Consider the following 20,462-nt stretch of genomic DNA (forward strand, 5'->3'; position numbering starts at 1 on the left):
CGGCTCCCGGCTCCCGGCTCCCGGCTCCCGGCTCCCGGCTCCCGGCTCCCGGCTCCCGGCTCCCGGCTCCCGGCTCCCGGCTCCCGGCTCCCGGCGACGGTCCGACACGCGGGCGGCGGCGTCAACGTTCCGGTTGAAGGCGACTTTGTCCGTGGCGACCGTGCCAGCGGTGGCACCACGGGGCAAGGCGGCGACAGCGTCAGGCACCGGTCTTGCCCGCGGCCTCGTCCGCGGGGAACCCGCGCCGCCGTTCCTGCCGCTGGACAGAGCGGCGAACGGCCTCACGCCCCAGGCTTGAAAGCGACCTCCTCCGTCACCACCGTGCCCGCGGTCCGGCCGGGAGCGGACTGGTGGGTCCAGTACAGGTTCGTGTGCGCGATGACCTGCGCCGGCGACGGCGCGCCCCACTCCGTGTGGTCGTCCGTCGTATGAGCGTCGCTCACCAAGGTCGCGTCGTAGCCTCGGGCGAAGGCTCCATGGAGGGTGGAGCGGATGCAGGCGTCCGTTTGGGCTCCGCTCACCACCAGGTGACCGACCTTCAGGTCGGCGAGGACTGATTCCAGGTTGGTGTCTTCGAAGGAGTCACCGTAGGACTTCTCGATCAGGGGTTCGGCGGGCGAGGGCGTCAACTCCGGGACCAGCGCCCATTCGGTGCTGCCTTTCTCCAGGCCCTCGTCGGAGTGCTGGACCCACACGACGGGGACCTCCGCCGTGCGGGCTTTGTCCACCAGGGCGGCCACGTTCGAGACGACGGCGTCGCGTTCGTGCGCGTCTGCGACGACGCCGTTTTGTACGTCGACGACGAGCAATGCGGTGTTCGGGCGGTTGTCGAGCGTGGTCATCGGATAGTCCCTCCAGTCAGGTACCGCTCACGCTAGCGCCGACCACCGACAAAAAGTGTCAGTCCGGGCGGAGGGCGTCGTGCGGGGAGGACGGGCCGAGTTCGGTTTCGAAGCTGGTCAGCAGGCGGGACAGGAGGACGTTCAGCTCGGACAGGCCGTCCGCGCCCAGGGCCGACGTGAAAAGGGCCTGTTCACGGTCGGTGCGTTTCTTCGTGGCGGCGGCCCAGCGGGCGCGGCCTTTGCGGGTCAGGCGGATCGGGCGGCTTCGGCCGTCCGAACCCGCGGCGACGCGTTCTACCAGCCCCGCTCGTTCCAGGCGGTCGATGCGAACGGTGACGGTTCCGGAGGTGACGCCAAGGCGGTCGCCCAGTTCTTTCGGCGTCAGCACCGCGGCGCGGCCGGATCGGTGCAGAGCCGACAGCGCTTGCCAATCCCCCGTGCTGAAGCCGTACTCCTCCGCGACGCCGCGCAGCACCTGCTCGAACTGCCTCGACAGCCTGCCGATCCGCTGCCGGGCCGCCTCGACCTGCGGATCCACGCCGCCCGGCATCACGGCCAGCCATTCGGGCAGGCCCGCCCCCACTGAGTCCAACTGGACACTCCCTCGAAGCTCAAGGTAGTTTGGTTTGAGTATCAAGCTATCTGGTCCTGGGGAGGTCCGCATGTCCGGTCGCGTCTGGTTCATCACGGGAGCGAGCAGCGGGTTCGGCCGCGTGCTCGCGGAAGCTGTGCTGGCACGCGGGGAAAAGGTCGTGGCCACGGCGCGCGACACAACGGCGCTCGACGGGTTGAAGACGTTCACCGCCCGGCTGGATGTCACGGATCCGGCGTCCGTGGAAGCGGCGGTGAGCGCGGCGATCAGCGAGTACGGGCGGATTGACGTGCTGGTCAACAACGCGGGGCACGGGCTGGTCGGCGCGCTTGAGGAACTGACCGACGCGCAGGCGCGGCAGGTGCTCGAGACCAACGTTTTCGGCGTCCTGAACGTCACGCGCGCGGTGCTGCCGCATCTGCGGGCGCAGCGCAGCGGGCACATCGTGCAGTTGTCGTCGGTGGGCGGGGTGGTCGGAAACCCGGGGCACGCGTTGTACGCGACGTCGAAGTTCGCTCTGGAAGGCATGTCCGAGGCGCTCGCCGGAGAGGTCGCGCCGCTCGGGATCCGGGTGAGCCTGGTGGAACCGGGGCCGTTCCGGACGGACTTCGCCGGGCGGTCGATGACGTTTTCCGAGCCCATCGAGGACTACCGCGACACTCCGGCGGGCGTTATGCGCCAACGGTTTTCCGCGCAGGACGGCGCGCAGCCGAACGATCCGGCGAAGGCTGCCGAGGCCATTCTCAAACTGGTCGACACGCCGGACGCGCCGCTGCGGCTGCCGCTCGGGCCTGAGGCGGTGCACCGGATCCGGGCGAAGCTGGAGCAGCAGCTCGCGGATCTCGCGGCGTGGGAGGAAGTTTCGCTGGACACGCGTTATCCGGACGACTGAACTCAGCCGTCCGGATAACCCGGCAGGTCAGCCCACGGGGCCTTCGGCGGGCACGACGGTGACGTTCTGCTGCTGACCGGTCTGGTCGACGACGGTCACGGTCATTTTGTCGCCCGGGTGGTGCTGGTCCATCAGGGTGGTCAGCGTGGTGGGCGAGTCGACTGCTTTGCCGTCCACCGCGGTGATCACGTCGCCGGCGGCCAGGCCTGCCTTCGCGGCCGCGCCGTCGGGGACTACCTGCTGGATCGCCGCGCCTGAGCCGGATCCGCCCTGCTGCTGTTGCTGTTGCTGCTGTCCGGCATCGCTGACGGTCACGCCCAGGAACGCGCTCTTTCCAATGTGGACAGTGTCCGAACCGGTGCCGCCGACGATCTGGTGGGCGATGGAGATCGCCTGGTTGATCGGGATCGCGTAGCCCTCGTTCCCGCCGGACCCCTGCGAGCCATTGCCCTGAGAACCCTGCGAGTCGCCTGGGGAGCCGCCCTGCGAGCCGCTGCCGGGGAAGCCGTTGCCGAGCCCGCCGTGGCTGCGCCGCCCGCCGCCGCCGTTGAACTGGTACCCGGCCGATGCCGCGGTGTCCACGCCGATGACCTGGCCCTGCGCGTTCACGAGCGGGCCGCCGGAATCGCCGGACTGGATGTTCGCATCGACCTGGATCAGGTCCTTCAGCTGCTCGGACGAACTGTTCGATTCGTCGGACGCGGTGATCGACTGGTTCAGCGCGGTCACCCGGCCGCCGGCGGGAATCGGCGCTCCCCCGGCGCCGCCGGCGTTGCCGAGGCCGACGACCGCGTCGCCGACCTTGACCGAGGACGAATCGCCGAGCGCCTCCGTCGCCAGCCCGGACGCGTCGTTCAGTTTGAGCACCGCGACGTCGTGGCTGCGGTCGTAGCCGAGCACGGACGCGGTGTACGTCTGGCCGTTGCCGATGTCGGTGACCTTGATGCTGGTCGCGCCCTCGACGACGTGGTTGTTCGTGAGCACCTCGCCGTCGGCGGTGAGCACGATGCCCGTGCCCGCCGCGGCCGCGCCCTGATAGCCCAGCTCGGTGTTGATGTTGACGATGCCCGCGCTGACCTTCTTCGCGATCGCCTGCGGGTCGATGGCCGTGTTCGACGGGTTGGTCTGGTTGCCGATCGAGCCGAAGTTCTGGTTCCCGGAAACGCCCGGCGGCGCGGACGGCGTCCACACGAAGTGCCCGACCCCGAGCCCGACGGCGACCGACAACGCGATCGCGCCGACCGTGACGGCCGCGGTCCGCAACGGATGGCTGGCCCGCTGCGGCCGGTGGTACGGCGTGGCGAACTGCTGCGTCGGGTGCGGCTGACCGGCGTACTGGCCGCCGGGCTGCGGGCCGTACGCACCGGGCGGCGGGTTCCAGGCCTGCTGCTGTCCCCAGCCTTGCTGATACGGCTGACCCGCTCCCGGCGAATAGGGATACGCCTGTCCGCCGTAGCCGGGCTGTCCCTGGTCCTGCCCGCCTCGCTCCTGCTCGTTCATGGTCCGCTCCCGCGTCTCGTGACCCTCCGCCAGCTCAGCAAACACCCGGTACCTGAGATTTTCCTTGCCGTGGTCCGTGCGGAAGCTGTGTACCCGCCCGGCGGCGCCCCGAGGCACGGAAAACCCCGCCCGGCACAGAGTGGGCTGCGCCGGACGGGGCCGCGGAGACCGCGCCTTCTCCGCGCCGGGGTTCCGGCGGCGAGGGTGGTCAGCTCACGTGCACGTAGTCGACCACCAGCTGTTGCGGGAACTGGGTGTTGCCGTCCGGGTCTCCCGGCCAGTCGCCGCCCACCGCGAGGTTCAAGATGAGATAGAACGGGTGGTCGTACACCCATTTCTTGCCGTTCAGGTCCGCCGGGGTGCGGGTCTGGTAGGCCTGCCCGTCGACCAGCCAGACGATCTTGTTCGGCGACCAGTCGACCGCGTAGGTGTGGAAATCGTCGGAGAAGTTCGGGCCGTTGAACGCCGCGCCGATACCGCCGGCTCCCGAGTAGCCAGGGCCGTGGATCGTGCCGTGCACGGTGTTCGGCTCCTTGCCGATGTTCTCCATCACGTCGATCTCGCCGTCGTCCGGCCACTGCCCGCCGCCGAGCATCCAGAACGCGGGCCACATTCCTTGCCCGCGCGGCAGTTTCATCCGCACTTCCAGGTGCCCGTACGCCTGGCTGAACTTGCCCGCGGTGTTGAGCCGCGCCGAGGTGTACTGGCAAGCGCCGTACCAGCAGTTGTTGCCGGAGTTCTCTTTCTTGGCAGTGATCACGAGGTGGCCTTGGCCGTCGAGCGCGCCGTTCGCCGCGCCGGAGGTGTACCACTGCCGTTCGTGGTTGTTGCCGTTGTTGTCGCCGGTTTCGTAGCTCCACTTGCCCCCGTCGGCGGGCGCGCCCGCCGGGCCGTCGAAGTCGTCGGAGAACCCGGCGGCCGGAGCGGCGGCGGGGGCGGCGTTCCCCGCGGGCGTCAGCGCGACCGCACTGGCGACGGCGAGCGCCGCAGGAATCGCGAGCCGCCGCCAGCGGGAGGAGGTGTGCGTGGACGTCATCGTCATCCCTCAATCACTCGAGGGGCGGCCTGGCGGCGCCACCCCGGGTTTGTTGTGGATGGCAACAAAGTATGCCCACCAGTGTCTTCACCGGCAAGACGTTCCGTGGGTCATTTTCCGACCAGGGCTGGGGAAAGGCGCTCCGGAAGCATTTCCGGGCAAGGCCGGATGACCGGACGGGCAAGCGGTCCGGCCATCCGGCTTGGTCAGTACCGGAACTGCTGCAACTGACGCCCGTCCGCCGACGGCGCCCAGCCGATGCGGCCGGCCGGGTCGAGCTGGGCGGAGCGCTCGGTCAGCGGGTCGAACTCTCCGCCGAACGGGCCGGCCACGAAGTTCAGGCCCGGCACCACCGCCACCGGTTTCCCGGCGGCGAGGTCGACGACCGCGAACTGGCTCGTCGCGTTGTTGTCGGTGACGACGCCGCCGACCTTGCCGAACTGCGACAGCACCGGCGGCGTCCGGAACGCCTCCAGCCCGAGGTGGTGCTCGCCGTCGACCGCCAGGAACCCGCCCTTCTGCTTGCGCACGCCGATGGTGCCCGCCGACGCCAGGGTCGCCTCGTCCACTGACACCAGCGACGACGTGCCGACGATGTTGAGGCTGATCGCGCGGTAGTCCGACTGGTAGATCCGCCCCGCTCCGGAGTCGACCGCCAGCCCCGTGGCACACCCGCTGCCGCCGTCCGCCCGCCGGACTTCTCCGGAGTTCAGGTCGACGCGCGCCACCGGGCCGGTGCCGCCGCTGAAGCAGATCAGGCTGCTGTTGGCCCGGCTCAGGTAGACGTAACCGTTCGCCGGGTCGAGCTCGAGCATCTGGTACGCGCCTGCTCCCACGCCCGGCGGGTCGGCGGGCAAGGGCTTGCCGAACGTGCCGGTGCCGAGGTCGAGCGGGAACACCGTGTCGGCGTTGTCGCCGTCGTGGTGCGCCAGGAGCGCGGCCCGGTGTCGCACCGGGTCTACCCGTCCGCCGTCGAGCGAGTACCCGGTTGCGGAGGCGCTGGCGACGAGCTTGCCCGACGCCGTGTCGTAAGTCTCCACAGTGGACTGATCACCGCCGAAGTGCAGCAGCGCCAGGCGATGCGCGTCGGGATCAGCGCCGAGGACCTGGTACCCGCGGTCCGGCGACGCGTCACTGGCGACTGCCCGCCCGTAGGTGCCCTTGGCGGTGTCGTACTCCCGCACCGACTCCCCCGCGCCGGGTTCGCGCAGCGCGACGTACGACGTTCCGGTGGCCGACGCGGCGAAGCTCGTCACCACGGTGTCGCCTGGCGCGAGGCCGTCATCGACAGTGAGGAACGACGTCGGCGAAGCCTGGCCGAGGATCCGTCCGTGCGCGTCGGTCGCGAAGACGCGGACGTTGTAGGACAGCGAACCCCCGAGCCCAAGCTTGCCCGCGTCCAGCGACGCCGTACCGTTGCGACCGGGAAGCTGTTGGTAGGCAACCGATCCGGCGCTCGGACCGCCTGCGTCCCTGCTGTCGCCGTTCGCGTTCGTCACGGTGTTGAGCGACTTGAACAGCGTCGGCGCGGGTGCGGAGAACTCGACCGCCGCGCCGGTCGCGCCGCGGATGCCGCGCACGTCGTAGCCAACAGAGAACCCTGGTGCGGCACGGGTGATCTCCGCGTGGTGCCCGGTGCCGAGGATGGGCGCGTCGGGCCGTTGCCCAGCAGCGCCACCGACACGAACCGCGGTGAACTCGCCGTACACCGGATCGCCGACGCTGCCGGTTACCGAGCGCTGCACGATTCCGATGCCGTAGATCCCTCCGCCGGAGGCGAACGCCGACGCCGGCACCAGCACATCCCCGGACGTCGCGGTCAGCGGCGCGGTGAACGTGGTCCCGAACAGCGGTGCGCTGACCGGGCTCCAGTGTCCGAGTGTCGACACGACCAGCTGCGGGTTCGACAGGTTGCGGACGCCGGTGAGGTCGTAGTGCACGCTCGTTGACTGTCCGCTGTGGACAGTCGCGGACGCGACCGGGGCCTGCGCTTCGGCGTAGGTGCCGTCGGTCGGGCCGAAGGTCAGCGTGCGGGTGGCTGACGCGATCGGCCAGCCTCCGATGCGGACTTCGAAGGTGACCGGCACGCTCCGGTCTGTTGTCGCTACCACGGGCATTCCGGCCGCAGCAAGGATCTCTGCCGGGCTCAGCCGGACCGCGGGTACCGCTGAGCGGAACTCCTTGCCGCCGATCTTCAGCGCATACGACGCGCCCGGCGGTGCCCCCACGACGTCGGCTCCGATCGTGACCGGTCCGACCAGGCCTTCGCCGGTGCCGTTGGTGGCGAGGTCGATCCGGCCGTCCGGTGCGTCCTCCAGGAACGAAGCGCCGAGACCGCCGGTGGTCACCCGGTGTGCGACCGAAACCCGCGCGATGGCCGGAGCAGCGTGGACGCCGAGTACGGACTGGACAGCGGCGGTCACGTCGAGCTGCGGTCCGACGGTCACCGGCCGGTCTGCTTGCGGCGGGGTCGACACCGGTCGCGCCGAATGCGTCAGCACGTTGCGGACGTCGAGCGGGTTCATCGGGCGGCCGCTCAGTTTCGCCGCTTGAAGCACGACGGCGGCCGCGGCGGCGGTCATCGGCGCGGAGGCCGAGGTGCCGCCGTTGAGCACGGGGCTCACGTCGTGGGCGGAGCCGCGCAGAGGGTGCTGGTAGACGAGAATTCCGTCGCTGGGTGCGGAAATGTTGACCCGCGAGCCGAAGCCGGACGAGTAAGCCGCGCTGCCGTTGAAGCGGGTCGTCGCGTACGTCGGGTTGTGCGCGGCGGGAGTGCCTGCGCGCTGCGGTACCGACAGAGTGTCGTCCAGCGTCGTGCCGCCGACCGCGATCGCGCCGCTGTCGAGGACCTTCGTCGGAGTCGTGGAGTACGCGTCGTCGTCGATGTCGGTGGTGTCATCGGCGTTGCGGGCGACGTCGGTGGGCGTGCTGCCGCCGTCCGGGCCGACCGCGGTGGGCGTGTAGAGCCGGGTTCCGTCGTTGGCCGAGATGGTGACGACGATGTGGTACTGGTGCACGATCGTGCTGACGACGGACTGCAGCAGCGGATCGTCTTCGAGGTACCGGCCGGGGAAGCCGACCGTGTCGGTGCCCTCGCCGAGGCTCGCCGTGATCACGTTCGGCCGCGGCGTCTGCCGGGCGGCGGCCAGCAGCGAAACCGCGATCTGGTCGACGGTCGGCTCCTGCGGCACGACGAGCCGGTACTGCGCGCCCGGCGCGATGCCGAGCAGATCCGTGTAGCCGGACCCGACCGCGTCCGGCCGTTGCGCGTCGTGCGGGAGCGGGGCCATCACGCCGAAGTCGAGCAGCACTTCGCCGAGCCCCGGGTCCTGGCCTTCCGCCGAACCGAGCGGGTCCAGGCGGCCGGACGGGCTCGCGGTGTAGGTCGGGATCAGCGGCATGGACGGAAGATCGAGGTACCGCTGGCCGTCGCGGACGATCGTCGTCGGGCCGTAGGCGGCGACGTACTGGTCGCCCGCGTCCGCCATGCTCTGGTCGGTCAGGTCGCCGATGGAGACGTTCGTGATGATCTGGCCGGTGCCGGGAAGCTGGCCGTACTTCGATTTCAGCAGGCTGTACGCGCCGAGTGCGTTGGTGCCGCCGGCGTTGAGGTAGCTCTCGGCCGACGAGCTGACGCCGTAGTTGTCCGGCAGCGGCGCGGGCGGTTTGGCCTGCGCTTGCTTCTGCTGTGCGTGTTGTGCGGCCTGGACGGACGGTTGCGGCACCGGGATCGGGCCGGTGGACATCGCGGACACGCGGCGGTTCGCGCGGGCGCTCACCACGCCGGGCGTCTTCGACAGCCTTTGCGCGGCGGCGGTTGCGTCGGAGCCGCGAAGGTGCACTAAGACGGTCTTCGACAGCGCGGGAACGTCGGTGGCATCAGGGAAAACCGGCTCTACTGACGTTGCGCCGACTTCGGTCAGTGCGGTGTTGACAACGTTGTCGGAAGTGCGAGCGGCCCGCTTGCCCGCCGCGATCGGCGGGCCCGTCACGGACGTCGACGGTGCTAGCTGCAGGACGACGTCGTTGGGTTGCTGCCGGGTGAAAGCGGCTCGGACCGCGTCGTCGGTCGGAGCGAAATCGCCGAGCGAGGACGTGCCTTGAGCAAGGGGAAGCACGGTTTTCGCGACGGTCTTGCCGCGGGCGTCGGTGCGGGTCGCGGTGCCGTCGGCGGCGAGCGTGATCGCTCCCCCGTCCGGCATCGCGACGTGTCTGGAGGCTGGCTGATCCGGTGGCGGCGCGGCAGAAGCCGGAGCCGCGGCGAGGCCGCACAGCGTCACCGCGGCGGTGGCCGTGGAGACGAGGAGGCGCAGCGAGAACGTTCGGGCGCGAGACACAGCGCCCCCTTTCGGGTCGGGGGGACGGGGGTCAGTGGTCGGATCAATTTCCCAGCCCGCGACGGCGTGGCGCAAGATAGCCACCATGACCAATAGTCGCCAGGTGGCGGATTCCCGCCAGGCCGCGCCGGATTTGTCCGCGCTCGGCCTCCCGCCCGCGGACATCCGGGTCTATACCGCGCTTGTCGGGCATCCGCGCACCCGGGCGGCCGACGTGGCCGAGCAGTGCGGGCTGTCCGCGCAGCAGGTTTCGCGCGCGCTTTCCCGGTTGACCGCAGCCGGATTGGCGAGCCGCGTGCCCGGACGACCGGCGCGCTACCTCGCCGCGCCGCCCGACCTCGCGCTCGGAGCGCTGGCCGCGGAACGGGCCGCCGAACTGCGCGAAGCACGGGCGAAAATCGAAGAACTGATGGAAGTGCACCGCGAGGCGAGCCGGTTCACGCATCCGGCGGAGCTGGTCGAGGTGGTCACCGGGACGGAGAACATCGACAGCCGCGTGCTGCGATTGCAGGAGGAGGCCCGGACACAGATCCGAGGTTTCGACCGGCCGCCGTACGTGAAGCCGCCCGGCGCGAACCTTGGCGCGGAACAGCGCCGGCTGAAAGCGGGCATCGCGTATCGGGTCATTTACGCGCAAGCCGCCATCGCCGTGCCGGGCCGGTTGCGCGGTGACATCCTGGCCAGCCACGGCGAAAAATCGCGAGTGCGGCCGACGCTGCCGATCAAGATGGTGATGGCGGACGAGAAGGTCGCAGTGATCCCGATCAGCTCGTCGCCGCACGTCGTGGACGCCGCGTACATCATTCACGCGTCGGCGTTGCTGGACGCGCTGGTCACGCTCTTCGAGGCGGAGTGGGACCGGGCGGTGCCGATCACCCGGGCGCTGACCGGCGGGGATCGGGATGCCGCCGCGCTGCTCACGCTGCTGGCGTCCGGGCAGACGGACGCGGGGATCGCCCGCGCACTCGGGTGGAGTGCACGGACGACGCAGCGCCGGGTCCAGCGGCTGATGACCGAACTGAACGCCACGACCCGGTTTCAGGCCGGGATGAACGCCATGGCTCGCGGATTGCTGTGACGCGGGTCGTGAAGGACTCCTTGAGGGAATCAGATTCCCTCAAGGAGCCCTTCACGGACGCCAGCAGCGGTGCGCGGGGCGGCGGGGTCCGTCCGTGAGGGCCACCTTCAGGGACTCTGAGTCCCTCAGGGTTCCCCTCACGACCCGCCGCGGCGGTCGGCGGTGCGAAGGGGGCGGGGGGCGGCGGTGGCGAGACTCAGTCCGCTGTGGACGGACGTTCCTCCAGCAGCCACAACACCCCGCTCGGCGGAAGCTGCAATACCGCCGACGCGGGCTGCCCGTGCCACGGCTCCTCAGTCGCCTCCACCGCGCCCAGGTTCCCGACTCCCGAACCGCCGAACGACTCCGCGTCCGTGTTCAGCACCTCGGTCCACCGGCCGGCAGCGGGAAGGCCGACCCGGTAGTCGTGGTGCGGGACTCCGGCGAAGTTGGCGATGCAGGCCAGCCGAGAGCCGTCCGCGCCGAGGCGCAGGAAGCTCAGCACGTTCCCCGCCGAGTCGTTCGCGTCGATCCAGCGGAAACCCTCCGGCCGGACGTCGCCGCTGAACAGCGCGGCGGTGTCCCGGTAGATCGCGTTCAGCTGCCGGATCAGGTCGCGGACTCCGCGGTGCAGCGGAGTTTCCAGCAGGTGCCAGTCCAGCGACCGCGATTCCGACCATTCGCGCGGCTGGCCGAATTCGCCGCCCATGAACAACAACTGCTTGCCCGGATGCGCCCACATGAACGCCAGCAGCGCGCGCAGGCCGGCCGCCTTGTTCCAGTCGTCGCCCGGCATCCGCTCCCACAGCGAACCCTTGCCGTGCACCACTTCGTCGTGCGAGAGCGGCAGGACGAAATTCTCGCTCCACGCGTACACGAGCGAGAAGGTCATCTCGTTGTGGTGGTACGCCCGGTGGATCGGCTCGTGCGACAGGTAGCGGAGCGTGTCGTGCATCCAGCCCATGTTCCACTTGAAGCCGAAACCCAGGCCGCCCAGATGCGTCGGGCGCGTGACGCCGGGCCAGGCGGTGGATTCCTCGGCCACCATGACCACGCCGGGGTGTCGCTTGTAGACAGTCGCGTTCAGCTCCTGCAGGAACCGGACGGCGTCGAGGTTTTCCCGGCCGCCGTACTCGTTCGGCAGCCACTCGCCGTCCTTGCGCGAGTAGTCGAGGTACAGCATCGAGGCGACCGCGTCGACGCGCAGGCCGTCGAGGTGGAACTCCTCCAGCCAGAACAGCGCGTTCGCGACGAGGAAGTTGCGCACCTCGTTGCGGCCGAAGTTGAACACGAGCGTGCCCCAGTCCGGCTGCTCGCCGCGGCGCGGGTCCTCGTGCTCGTACAGCGGGCTGCCGTCGAAGCGCGCCAACGCCCAGATGTCGCGCGGGAAGTGCGCGGGCACCCAGTCCACGAGCACGCCGATGCCGCGCTGGTGCAGGTGGTCGACGAGGTAGCGGAAGTCGTCGGGCGAACCGAAGCGCGACGTCGGCGCGTAGTAGGAGGTGACCTGGTAGCCCCACGAGCCGCCGAACGGATGCTCGGCCACCGGCAGGAATTCGACGTGCGTGAAGCCGGTTTCCTCGACGTAGTCGGCCAGCTGGTCGGCCATCTCGCGGTAGCCGAGCCCGGGCCGCCACGAGCCGAGGTGCACCTCGTACACGCTCATCGGCGCGTCCGCCCAGTCGGTCGCCTCGCGCCGGGCGACCCAGTCGTCGTCGCCCCAGGCATACGACGATTCGGTGACCTTCGACGCGGTCGCGGGCGGCACCTCGGTGGCGAACGCCATCGGGTCGGCCTTCTCGTGCCAGTGCCCGTCCGCGCCGAGGATGCGGAATTTGTAGCAGCTGCCCGCGGAAACGCCGGGTACGAACAGCTCCCACACCCCGGACGACCCGAGCGAGCGCATCGGGTGGCCGCGGCCTTCCCACGCGTTGAAGTCGCCGATCACCCGCACGCCGCGCGCGGTCGGCGCCCACACCGCGAAGGACACGCCTTCGACGACGCCGTTCGGAGTGTCGTACCGGCGCACGTGCGCGCCCAGCACGTCCCACAGCCGCTCGTGCCGGCCCTCGCCGATCAGGTGCTGGTCCAGCTCCCCCACCGTCGGCAGCCAGCGGTACGGATCGTCGGTGACCACAGTGTGGTTGTCGTAGCCGACCTCGATCCGGTAGTCGCCGGGATGTTCCGGCAACGCCGCGGCGAACAGCGCGTCCGCCACCCGCTCCAGCGGGACGCGGCGCTCGCCCGCGATGACGGACACCGACGTCGCGCCCGGGCGCAGCGCGCGCACGACGATGTCGCTGCCGTCGGTGTGCACGCCGAGCACCGAATGCGGGTCGTGGTGCTCGCCTGCCAGCAGCCGGTCGATGTCGAGCGGAGACGGCGCCGCCGAGGGCAGATCCGCGGGGACAGCGTTCACGGGGTCACTCGCTTCCGTCGGTGCTGCGGGCGATCGCCGCCAGGGGCACGCTCAGCCAGTCCGGCCGGTTCGCGTGCTCGTAGGCGACCTCGTACACGGCTTTGTCCAGTTCAAAGGCGCGGAGCAGGTCCGCGTGCTCCCGCGGGTCGCCGACCGGGCCGCCGGCGCGGGCGTACCCGGCGCAGAACGCGGCGCGGTTGCGCCGGGCCCATTCCATCGCGTGCCGGGTCACGTCCGCGTTCTCCGGCTGCCCGACGAGCCGCTGGTGCGCCGCGTAGTCGAACGACCGGATCATGCCCGCGACGTCGCGCAGCGGCGAGCGCAGCGCGTGCCGTTCCGCGACCGGGGCGGCCGGTTCGCCTTCGAAGTCCAGCAACAGCCATCCGTTGACGGTACGCAGCACCTGGCCCAAGTGCAGATCGCCGTGGATGTACTGCAGCGAGATCGGCGCCTCGTGCGCGCGCACCGCTTCGAACACTTCGCGCAGCGCGGGCGCGTACACGGCCAGCTCCGGGACCACATCGGACACCTGCTCGAGACGCTCGGTCATCGCGCGCACCGTGCGGTCCAGCTCGTCGCCGTCCGCGGGCTCGGTGCCGAGCGCGGTCGCCAGGTCCGCGTGCACCTCGGCGACCGCGGCCCCGAGCCGCTCGGACTCGCCGGCGAAATCGCCGCCCGCCTCGGCCGCGGCCTGGTCCGGCTCGGCCAGCAGGTCCCGCACGCTCGTGGTCGCCATCGCCCAGCCGTCGACCGCGTCCGGCAGGAACTCCTGCAGCATCCCCATCGTCGCGGGTTCGCCGTGCAGTTCGCCGGAGATCGAGCCGACCACGCGGGCGATGTGCTTGCAGCCCGCGTCCTGCAGCGCGCGGTGCAGCAGCAGGTCCTTGTTCGTCCCCGCGCTGAGCTTGCGGAACAGCTTGAGGATGTACTGCCCGCCGTACACCAGCGAGGTGTTGCTCTGCTCGGCGGTGATCGGCCGCGAGCGCAGGCCGGGCTCGAGCGTCGCGTCCGGCTCCGCCGCGAACCGCAGCGGCCCGACGGACCCGCCCGCCGCCATCCGGTCCAGCAGCCCGGCGGTGAGGTCCGCGTCGCCGCTCGCCTCGTAGAGCCCTTCGCCGAGCACCGCCGCCGAAGCCACCTCGGGAACCCCGGACCGGCTGCCGATCAGCAGCTGGTACGGCTCGGTGCGGTCGCCCTGCACGACGTCGACGACCGCGTGCACGAGCAGCGGATCGGGCCCGGCCAGCACGGTGAGCCCGGCCGGGCGGACCTCGTCGACCGGCCGGTCCTTGCCCGCGAACCAGCGCTGCGCCGGCAGCCAGCCGGGCAGCAGGGCGGTCAGCGCTCGGGACGCCTCGGGCAGTTCGGGCGGGGAACCGTGGTGCGACAGCGGACTCACCTCATTCTTCCGGCTCGAGCAGCTGGAACCAGTAGAACCCGTGGCCGGGCAGCGTGAGCAGGTACGGCAGCTCGCCGATGTCCGGGAAGCGCACGCCGCCGGTCAGCTCGACCGGCGTCGCGCCCTGGTGCGCGGACAGGTCCAGCTCCACCGGCTGCGGGAAACGGGACAGGTTGTTGACGCACACCACGACGTCCTCGCGGCCGTCCGGGCGCAGCCACCGGCGCTGGTAGGCGAGCACGCTCGGGTTCGAGCCGCCGAGGTCGGCGAAATCGCCCTGGCCGAAGGCGTGGTGCTGCTTGCGCACCTCGATCATCCGGCGCGTCCAGTTCAGCAGCGACGACGCGTTGTCGGCCTGCGCCTCGACGTTGAGCGCCTGGTGCCCGTACACCGGGTCCATGATGACCGGCAGGTAGATCCGGCCGGGGTCGCAGGTGGAGAACCCGGCGTTGCGGTCCGGGGTCCACTGCATCGGGGTGCGGACGGCGTCGCGGTCGCCGAGCCAGATGTTGTCGCCCATGCCGATCTCGTCGCCGTAGTACAGCACCGGCGACCCGGGCAGCGACAGCAGCAGCGCGGTGAACAGCTCCTGCTGGTCGCGGTCGTTGTCCAGCAGCGGGGCCAGCCTGCGGCGGATGCCGATGTTGGCCTTCATCCGCGGGTCCTTGGCGTACTCGGAGTACATGTAGTCGCGTTCTTCGTCGCTGACCATCTCGAGCGTCAGCTCGTCGTGGTTGCGCAGGAAGATGCCCCACTGCGTGCCGGACGGGATCTGCGGCGTCTGCAGCAGGATCTCCGAGATCGGGAACCGCGACTCCCGGCGCACCGCCATGAAGATCCGCGGCATCAGCGGGAAGTGGAACGCCATGTGGCATTCGTCGCCGCCCGACTCCGCGTCGCCGAAGTACTCGACCACGTCGGTCGGCCACTGGTTCGCCTCGGCCAGCAGGATCCGGCCGGGGTACTCGTCGTCGACCACTTTGCGGCAGCGCTTGAGGAAATCGTGCGTGCGCGGCAGGTTCTCGCAGTTGGTGCCCTCCTGTTCGAACAGGTAGGGCACGGCGTCGAGGCGGAAGCCGTCGATGCCGATGTCGAGCCAGAACCGCAGCACGTCGATCATCGCGTCCTGCACGGCCGGGTTCTCGTAGTTCAGGTCCGGCTGGTGGGTGAAGAACCGGTGCCAGTAGAACTGGCCGCGCACCGGGTCGTAGGTCCAGTTCGACGTTTCGGTGTCCACGAAAATGATCCGCGCGTCGGCATAGCGGGAATCGTCGTCGCTCCACACGTAGTAGTCGCCGTACGGGCCGTCCGGGTCCGAGCGCGACTGCTGGAACCACGGATGCGCGTCCGACGTGTGGTTCAGGACCAGATCGGTGATCACCCGGATGCCGCGCCGGTGCGCCTCGTCGAGCAGGTACACGAAGTCCTCGACACTGCCGAATTCCGGCAGCACGGCACGGAAATCGCTGATGTCGTAGCCGCCGTCGCGCAGCGGCGAGGCGTAGAACGGCGGCAGCCACAGGCAGTCCACCCCGAGCCATTCGAGGTAGTCCAGCCTGCCCGCCAGCCCGCGCAGGTCGCCGGTGCCGTCGCCGTTCGAATCGGCGAACGCGCGCACCAGCACCTCGTAGAACACCGCGCTCTTGAACCATTCCGGGTCCTTCGGCGCCGCGTGCGCGTGCGCGAAGTCGTCCGCCTGCGGCTCGACCAGCAAACCGTCGGCCGTCACCGCCTCGCCCGTGTGCGGCACGTCCGCCAGTCCCGCCGCGGCGCCGGGCCGGCTGTCTTCGTCCATCGTTCCACCTTGTCCTGAGTGCCTGTGCTGAATAGTGGTTATCCCGAACGGAGCCGGGATAACCACTCGCGAAGTGCTGGTGCCGAGTTCAGGCCGCGAGCCTGCGGCGCAGCGCCACGATGTGCGCGACCGCCCGCCACGGTTCGAGCCGGACGAAATTCGACTGGCCCCAGTCCCACGTCTCGCCGGTGACCTCGTCGTGCGCGATGAGCCGTTCCGACCAGTCGAAGCCGAGCGCGGGCAGGTCGAGCCACAGCGTGCCCTCGTGCGCGCCGTGCGGGTCGAGGTTCACCACGGTGACGACTGTGTCGCCGGTCGCCGGGTCCTGTTTGGAGTAGGCCAGCAGCGCTTCGCTGTCGACGTGGTGGAAGCGCAGCGACCGCATGCCCTGCAGCGCCGGGTGCGCGCGGCGGACGGCGTTGAGCCGGGTCAGCCACGGTTCCAGCGAACGGCCTTCGGCGAGCGCGCGGGCGAAATCGCGGGGGCGCAGCTGGTACTTCTCCGAGTCGAGGTACTCCTCGCTGCCCGGCCGCACCGCCTCGGATTCGAACAGCTCGTAGCCGGAGTACACGCCCCAGGTCGGCGACATCGTCGCGGCGAGCGCGGCGCGCAGCGCGAACATGCCCGGACCGCCGTGCTGCAGCGATTCGTGCAGGATGTCCGGGGTGTTCACGAACAGGTTCGGCCGTCCGTGATCCCAGTGCTCGACGAGGTCCGTGCCGAACTCGGTCAGCTCTTCTTTCGTGGTGCGCCAGGTGAAATAGGTGTAGCTCTGGGTGAAGCCGAGCTTCGCCAGCCCCCACAGCCGGGCCGGGCGGGTGAACGCCTCGGCGAGGAACAGCACGTCCGGATGCGCGTCCTTCACCGACTGGATCAGCCACGCCCAGAAGTCCGGCGGCTTGGTGTGCGGGTTGTCGACCCGGAAGATCCGCACCCCGTGCGACACCCAGTGCAGCACGACGCGCAGCACCTCGTCGTAGATGCCGCGCGGGTCGTTGTCGAAGTTGACCGGGTAGATGTCCTGGTACTTCTTCGGCGGGTTCTCCGCGTAGGCGATGGTGCCGTCCGGGCGGGTGGTGAAGAACTCCGGGTACTTGACCACCCACGGGTGATCGGGCGCGGCCTGCAGCGCGAGGTCGAGCGCGACCTCGAGGCCGAGTTCGTCCGCGCGGGCGGTGAAGGAGTCGAAATCCTCGATCGTGCCGAGCTCCGGGTGGATCGCGTCGTGCCCGCCCTCGTCCGCGCCGATCGCCCACGGCGAGCCGACGTCGTCCGGCGTCGCGTCGAGAGTGTTGTTGGGGCCCTTGCGGTTCACCCGGCCGATGGGGTGCACCGGCGGCAGGTAGACGACGTCGAACCCCATGCCCGCGACGCGGTCCAGCTCGCGCTCGGCGGTGGCGAAGGTGCCGTGCACCGCGCGTCCGTGCGCGTCGACGCCGCCGGTGGAACGGGGGAAGAATTCGTACCAGGAACCGAAAGCGGCGCGTTTGCGGTCGACCCACAGCTTCAGCACGCGGCCCTTGGTGATCAGCTCGCGCACCGGGAAATCGTGCATGAGCTGGCGGACCTCGGGCGACAGCGCGGGACCGACGCGCTCGGCGAGGTCGCGTTCGTCGTCGCGCAGCGCGGCCGCGGCCCCGGCGAGCAGCGGGCGCTCGGCCCGGCGCTCCGGGCGGCGCGACACGCGGTCGAGCAGCAGCGCCCCGCTCTCCAGGTCGTTGGCCAGCTCCCCCGGCCCCTGCCCGGCGGCGATCTTCACCTCGACCGCGTGCTCCCAGGTGGCCCACGGATCGCTCCACGCGTCCACCCGATAGGTCCACATGCCCTCGGCGTCGGGCACGATCACCGCGCCGAACCGGTCGAGCCCCCGGCCCTGCTCGGCCATCCGCGTCTGGCGCGCGGCGCGATCGCCGGGACCGCGCCAGGCGACCGTCGCGGCGACCGCGTCGTGGCCCTCCCGCCAGACCGTGGCCGTGACGGGGAAATGTTCGCCTGCAACGGCTTTGGCCGGATATCGGCCGCAGCTGACAATGGGTGCGACGTCGTCGATCCCGAGCCTGCCGGTCATGGCAATGCCCCTTTTTCACGGTGGGTGGGAGGGTGGTCGGAGTGTGCTTCCGCGAGCACGGTCAGTGTGCCTGATTCCTCCAAAGCCGTTGACAGCGGGGCCTTTTTCGGAAATTCCCGCCACCCGGTCGGGCGAAACGCGCCCATTCGGCGGAACTCCCCGACGCATTCCCGTCTCCCGCCCGCAACACGAGCGCCGAATTGCGTTAACAATCGCCCGCCACGTTCCGGTGATTACTCGCGAGTATCGCTACAGATGTCCGTGAGGGGAACCCTGCGGGAATCAGAGTCCCTCAGGGTTCCCCTCACGGACTTCTTCCGGAGTGAGCGCGGGGCTAGAGCTGCGGGATCTCGACGGTGTCCCGCGGCGCGCGCAGCAACAGCAGCGACCGCGCCTCGACCGTGATCCGCGCCTTCGGCTCCAGCACGCCGGGGTTGGCCGGAGTGCCGTCGGCGGTGCTGGTGTCCAAAGTGGGCTTGAAGGTCTCGCCGTACTCCGGGCCGGGCAGCACGATCTCGGCCGGTTCCGCGCCCGCGTGCAGCACCAGCAGCCACGAATGGTCGGTGACGAGCGCGCCCTCGCGGTTGCGCGCCTGGCTGTTCGACCCGTCGATCCACATGCAGAGCGTGCGGCGGTCCTCGTCGAACCAGTCGATCTCGTCGAACTCCTCGCCGTCCGGGCGGAACCACACGAGGTCGGGTTTGCCGGTGACTGTCGTGCGGCCTTCGAAGAACTCCGGCTGCCGCAGCGCCGGGCTGTGCGCGCGCAGCCGGATCAAGCGGCGGGCGAACTCGAGCATCGGCTCCGAGGTCTCGGTCGGGGTCCAGTCGACCCACGACGTTTCGTCGTCGAGGCAGTAGGCGTTGTTGTTGCCCTGCTGGGTCCGCCACATCTCGTCGCCCGCGGTGAACATCGGCGTGCCGGTGGACAGCAGCAGCGTCGCGAACAGGTTGCGCGCCTGGCGGGTGCGCAGCGCCACGATCGCCGCGTCGTCGGTCTCGCCCTCCGCGCCGTGGTTCCACGACCGGTTGTCGTTCGTGCCGTCGCGGTTGTCCTCGCCGTTGGCCTCGTTGTGCTTTTCGTTGTAGGACACCAGGTCCCGCAGCGTGAAGCCGTCGTGCGCGGTGACGAAGTTGATCGACTGCCACGGCCGGCGCAGGTTGTGGTCGTACAGATCGGACGAGCCGGACAGCCGGTACGCGAGGTCGCGGACGCCGGTCGCGCCGCGCCAGAAATCGCGGACCGTGTCCCGGTAGCGGCCGTTCCACTCGGCCCACTGCGCGCCGAAGTCGCCGACGCGGTAGCCCTCGCCGGTCGCGTCCCACGGTTCGGCGATCAGCTTGCAGCGCGACAGCACCGGGTCGGTGGTGATCGCGGTGAGCATCGTGGACTCGCGGTCGAACATCTCGCCGCGCGGGCGGCCGAGCGTGCTCGCCAGGTCGAAGCGGAACCCGTCGACGCCCATCTCCTGCGTCCAGTACCGCAGCGAATCGGTGACCAGGCGGACGACCGTCGGCGAACCGGCGTCGAGGGTGTTGCCGCAGCCGGTGAGGTCGGCCATGTGGCCGCGGCGGGTGTGCAGGTAGTACGCCGGGGCGTCGAGGCCGCGCAGCGAGAGCGTCGGGCCGTCCGGACCGCCTTCGCAGGTGTGGTTGAAGACGACGTCGAGCAGCACCTCGATGCCGGCCGCGTGCAGGGCCGCCACCATCGTGCGGAATTCCTCGACCTCACGGCCCGGCTCGCTCGCGTACCCGGCGTGCGGCGCGAAGTAGCCCAGCGGCGAGTAGCCCCAGTAGTTGTGCCGCCCCGAGCGGATCAACGCGGGCTCGTCGGCGAACGCGTGCACCGGCAGCAGTTCGACGGTCGTCACGCCGAGCCGGGTCAGGTGCTCGATCGCGACCGGGTGCGCGAGGCCGAGGTACGTGCCGCGCAGCGCCTCCGGGATGAACGGATGCTGCTGGGTGAACCCCTTCACGTGGAGTTCGCAGATCACCGATTCCTCGAACGGCACCTCGGGCTTGACCCCGGTGTCCTGGCCGCCCGGCGAGGTGACCACCGACAACGGCACCGCGCCCAAGGAGTCCACAGTGGACATCGGACCGCGCTCGGGATCGCCGGTGAACCCCTGCGCGGCGTGCAGGCCGGCGAGCCTCCCGTCGATCCGGCGCGCGTACGGGTCGACGAGGAGCTTGGCCGGGTTGCAGCGGTAACCGTGCGCCGGGTCGTACGGACCGTGCACGCGGTAGCCGTAACGCTGACCGACCGTGACGCCCGGGACGAGCCCGTGCCAGACGCCGAACGTGCGTTCGGTCAGCTCGATCCGCCGCTCGGAGCCGTCGTCCCCGACGAGGCACACCTCCACCGCGTCGGCGACGGCGGACGTCACCGCGAACCGGACGCCGCCCGCCTCCGGGTGGGCGCCAAGCGGAAACGGACGTCCGGCGAGGACCTGGTTGTCGGTTGCGGGTCGCTGTGCCATGCGCCGATCTTTTCAAACCCCTGGCGGCGGGGGCTCCGGCGCTTGG

Annotated in this window: 11 protein-coding genes and 1 pseudogene; 2 read left to right on the forward strand and 10 right to left on the reverse strand. The window is 70.4% G+C overall.

Features of this window, described 5'->3' with window-relative positions:
• Positions 1–281: 281 nt before the first annotated feature.
• Both ACFXI3_RS14335 and ACFXI3_RS14340 read right to left on the reverse strand, forming a co-directional pair.
• Positions 282–842, reverse strand: a complete 561-nt coding sequence (locus ACFXI3_RS14335; protein WP_378399833.1) for an isochorismatase family protein — start codon at positions 840–842, stop codon at positions 282–284.
• Between the two features lie 58 nt (positions 843–900).
• Positions 901–1,425 (reverse strand): MarR family winged helix-turn-helix transcriptional regulator, encoded by a 525-nt coding sequence (locus ACFXI3_RS14340; protein WP_378399906.1) that lies wholly within the window; start codon positions 1,423–1,425, stop codon positions 901–903.
• Positions 1,426–1,504: 79 nt separating this feature from the next.
• Here ACFXI3_RS14340 and ACFXI3_RS14345 point away from each other — a divergent pair, with 79 nt between their 5' ends.
• Positions 1,505–2,326, forward strand: a complete 822-nt coding sequence (locus ACFXI3_RS14345) for an oxidoreductase (RefSeq protein ID WP_378399834.1) — start codon at positions 1,505–1,507, stop codon at positions 2,324–2,326.
• Positions 2,327–2,353: 27 nt separating this feature from the next.
• On the opposite strand, the gene ACFXI3_RS14350 is transcribed toward ACFXI3_RS14345, so the two are convergent.
• The 3 genes and pseudogenes from ACFXI3_RS14350 to ACFXI3_RS14360 form a co-directional block, all read right to left on the reverse strand.
• Positions 2,354–3,826 carry a S1C family serine protease gene (locus ACFXI3_RS14350; RefSeq protein WP_378399835.1) on the reverse strand — a complete coding sequence of 491 codons (1,473 nt, stop codon included), beginning with the start codon at positions 3,824–3,826 and terminating at the stop codon, positions 2,354–2,356.
• A gap of 211 nt (positions 3,827–4,037) precedes the next feature.
• Positions 4,038–4,862 (reverse strand): annotated as a pseudogene (locus tag ACFXI3_RS14355) (family 16 glycosylhydrolase); the annotation flags it as partial.
• 206 nt (positions 4,863–5,068) lie between these two features.
• A complete protein-coding gene (locus ACFXI3_RS14360) occupies positions 5,069–9,199 on the reverse strand; it encodes a YncE family protein (RefSeq protein ID WP_378399836.1) in 4,131 nt (1,376 codons plus the stop codon).
• An 85-nt stretch (positions 9,200–9,284) separates the two neighbouring features.
• Here ACFXI3_RS14360 and ACFXI3_RS14365 point away from each other — a divergent pair, with 85 nt between their 5' ends.
• Positions 9,285–10,277 (forward strand): helix-turn-helix domain-containing protein, encoded by a 993-nt coding sequence (locus tag ACFXI3_RS14365; protein ID WP_378399837.1) that lies wholly within the window; start codon positions 9,285–9,287, stop codon positions 10,275–10,277.
• A 196-nt stretch (positions 10,278–10,473) separates the two neighbouring features.
• On the opposite strand, the gene glgB is transcribed toward ACFXI3_RS14365, so the two are convergent.
• From glgB to glgX, 5 genes are all read right to left on the reverse strand, one after another.
• Positions 10,474–12,675 carry a 1,4-alpha-glucan branching protein GlgB gene (gene glgB / locus ACFXI3_RS14370; protein WP_378399838.1) on the reverse strand — a complete coding sequence of 734 codons (2,202 nt, stop codon included), beginning with the start codon at positions 12,673–12,675 and terminating at the stop codon, positions 10,474–10,476.
• 4 nt (positions 12,676–12,679) lie between these two features.
• Positions 12,680–14,074 (reverse strand): aminoglycoside phosphotransferase, encoded by a 1,395-nt coding sequence (locus ACFXI3_RS14375; protein WP_378399839.1) that lies wholly within the window; start codon positions 14,072–14,074, stop codon positions 12,680–12,682.
• A gap of 1 nt (position 14,075) precedes the next feature.
• The gene (gene treS, locus ACFXI3_RS14380; protein ID WP_378399840.1) at positions 14,076–15,869 is read right to left on the reverse strand and encodes a maltose alpha-D-glucosyltransferase; all 1,794 of its coding nucleotides are present in this window, start codon (positions 15,867–15,869) and stop codon (positions 14,076–14,078) included.
• 88 nt (positions 15,870–15,957) lie between these two features.
• Positions 15,958–17,937, reverse strand: a complete 1,980-nt coding sequence (locus ACFXI3_RS14385; protein WP_378399841.1) for an alpha-1,4-glucan--maltose-1-phosphate maltosyltransferase — start codon at positions 17,935–17,937, stop codon at positions 15,958–15,960.
• 334 nt (positions 17,938–18,271) lie between these two features.
• Positions 18,272–20,416: a glycogen debranching protein GlgX gene (glgX, locus tag ACFXI3_RS14390; protein WP_344277375.1), complete on the reverse strand. Its 2,145-nt coding sequence runs from the start codon at positions 20,414–20,416 to the stop codon at positions 18,272–18,274.
• Between the last annotated feature and the right edge of the window lie 46 nt (positions 20,417–20,462).

The organism is Amycolatopsis sp. NPDC059235 (genome assembly GCF_042754125.1).
Classification (GTDB): domain Bacteria; phylum Actinomycetota; class Actinomycetes; order Mycobacteriales; family Pseudonocardiaceae; genus Amycolatopsis; species Amycolatopsis albidoflava.

What these genes read in the sequence shown, in the direction of transcription:
- ACFXI3_RS14335 (WP_378399833.1), bottom strand. Translation starts at nt 842, where the DNA reads ATGACCACGCTCGACAACCGCCCGAACACCGCATTGCTCGTCGTCGAC.
- ACFXI3_RS14345 (WP_378399834.1), top strand. Translation starts at nt 1,505, where the DNA reads ATGTCCGGTCGCGTCTGGTTCATCACGGGAGCGAGCAGCGGGTTCGGC.
- ACFXI3_RS14350 (WP_378399835.1), bottom strand. Translation starts at nt 3,826, where the DNA reads ATGAACGAGCAGGAGCGAGGCGGGCAGGACCAGGGACAGCCCGGCTAC.
- ACFXI3_RS14365 (WP_378399837.1), top strand. Translation starts at nt 9,285, where the DNA reads ATGACCAATAGTCGCCAGGTGGCGGATTCCCGCCAGGCCGCGCCGGAT.
- treS (WP_378399840.1), bottom strand. Translation starts at nt 15,869, where the DNA reads ATGGACGAAGACAGCCGGCCCGGCGCCGCGGCGGGACTGGCGGACGTG.
- ACFXI3_RS14385 (WP_378399841.1), bottom strand. Translation starts at nt 17,937, where the DNA reads ATGACCGGCAGGCTCGGGATCGACGACGTCGCACCCATTGTCAGCTGC.
- glgX (WP_344277375.1), bottom strand. Translation starts at nt 20,416, where the DNA reads ATGGCACAGCGACCCGCAACCGACAACCAGGTCCTCGCCGGACGTCCG.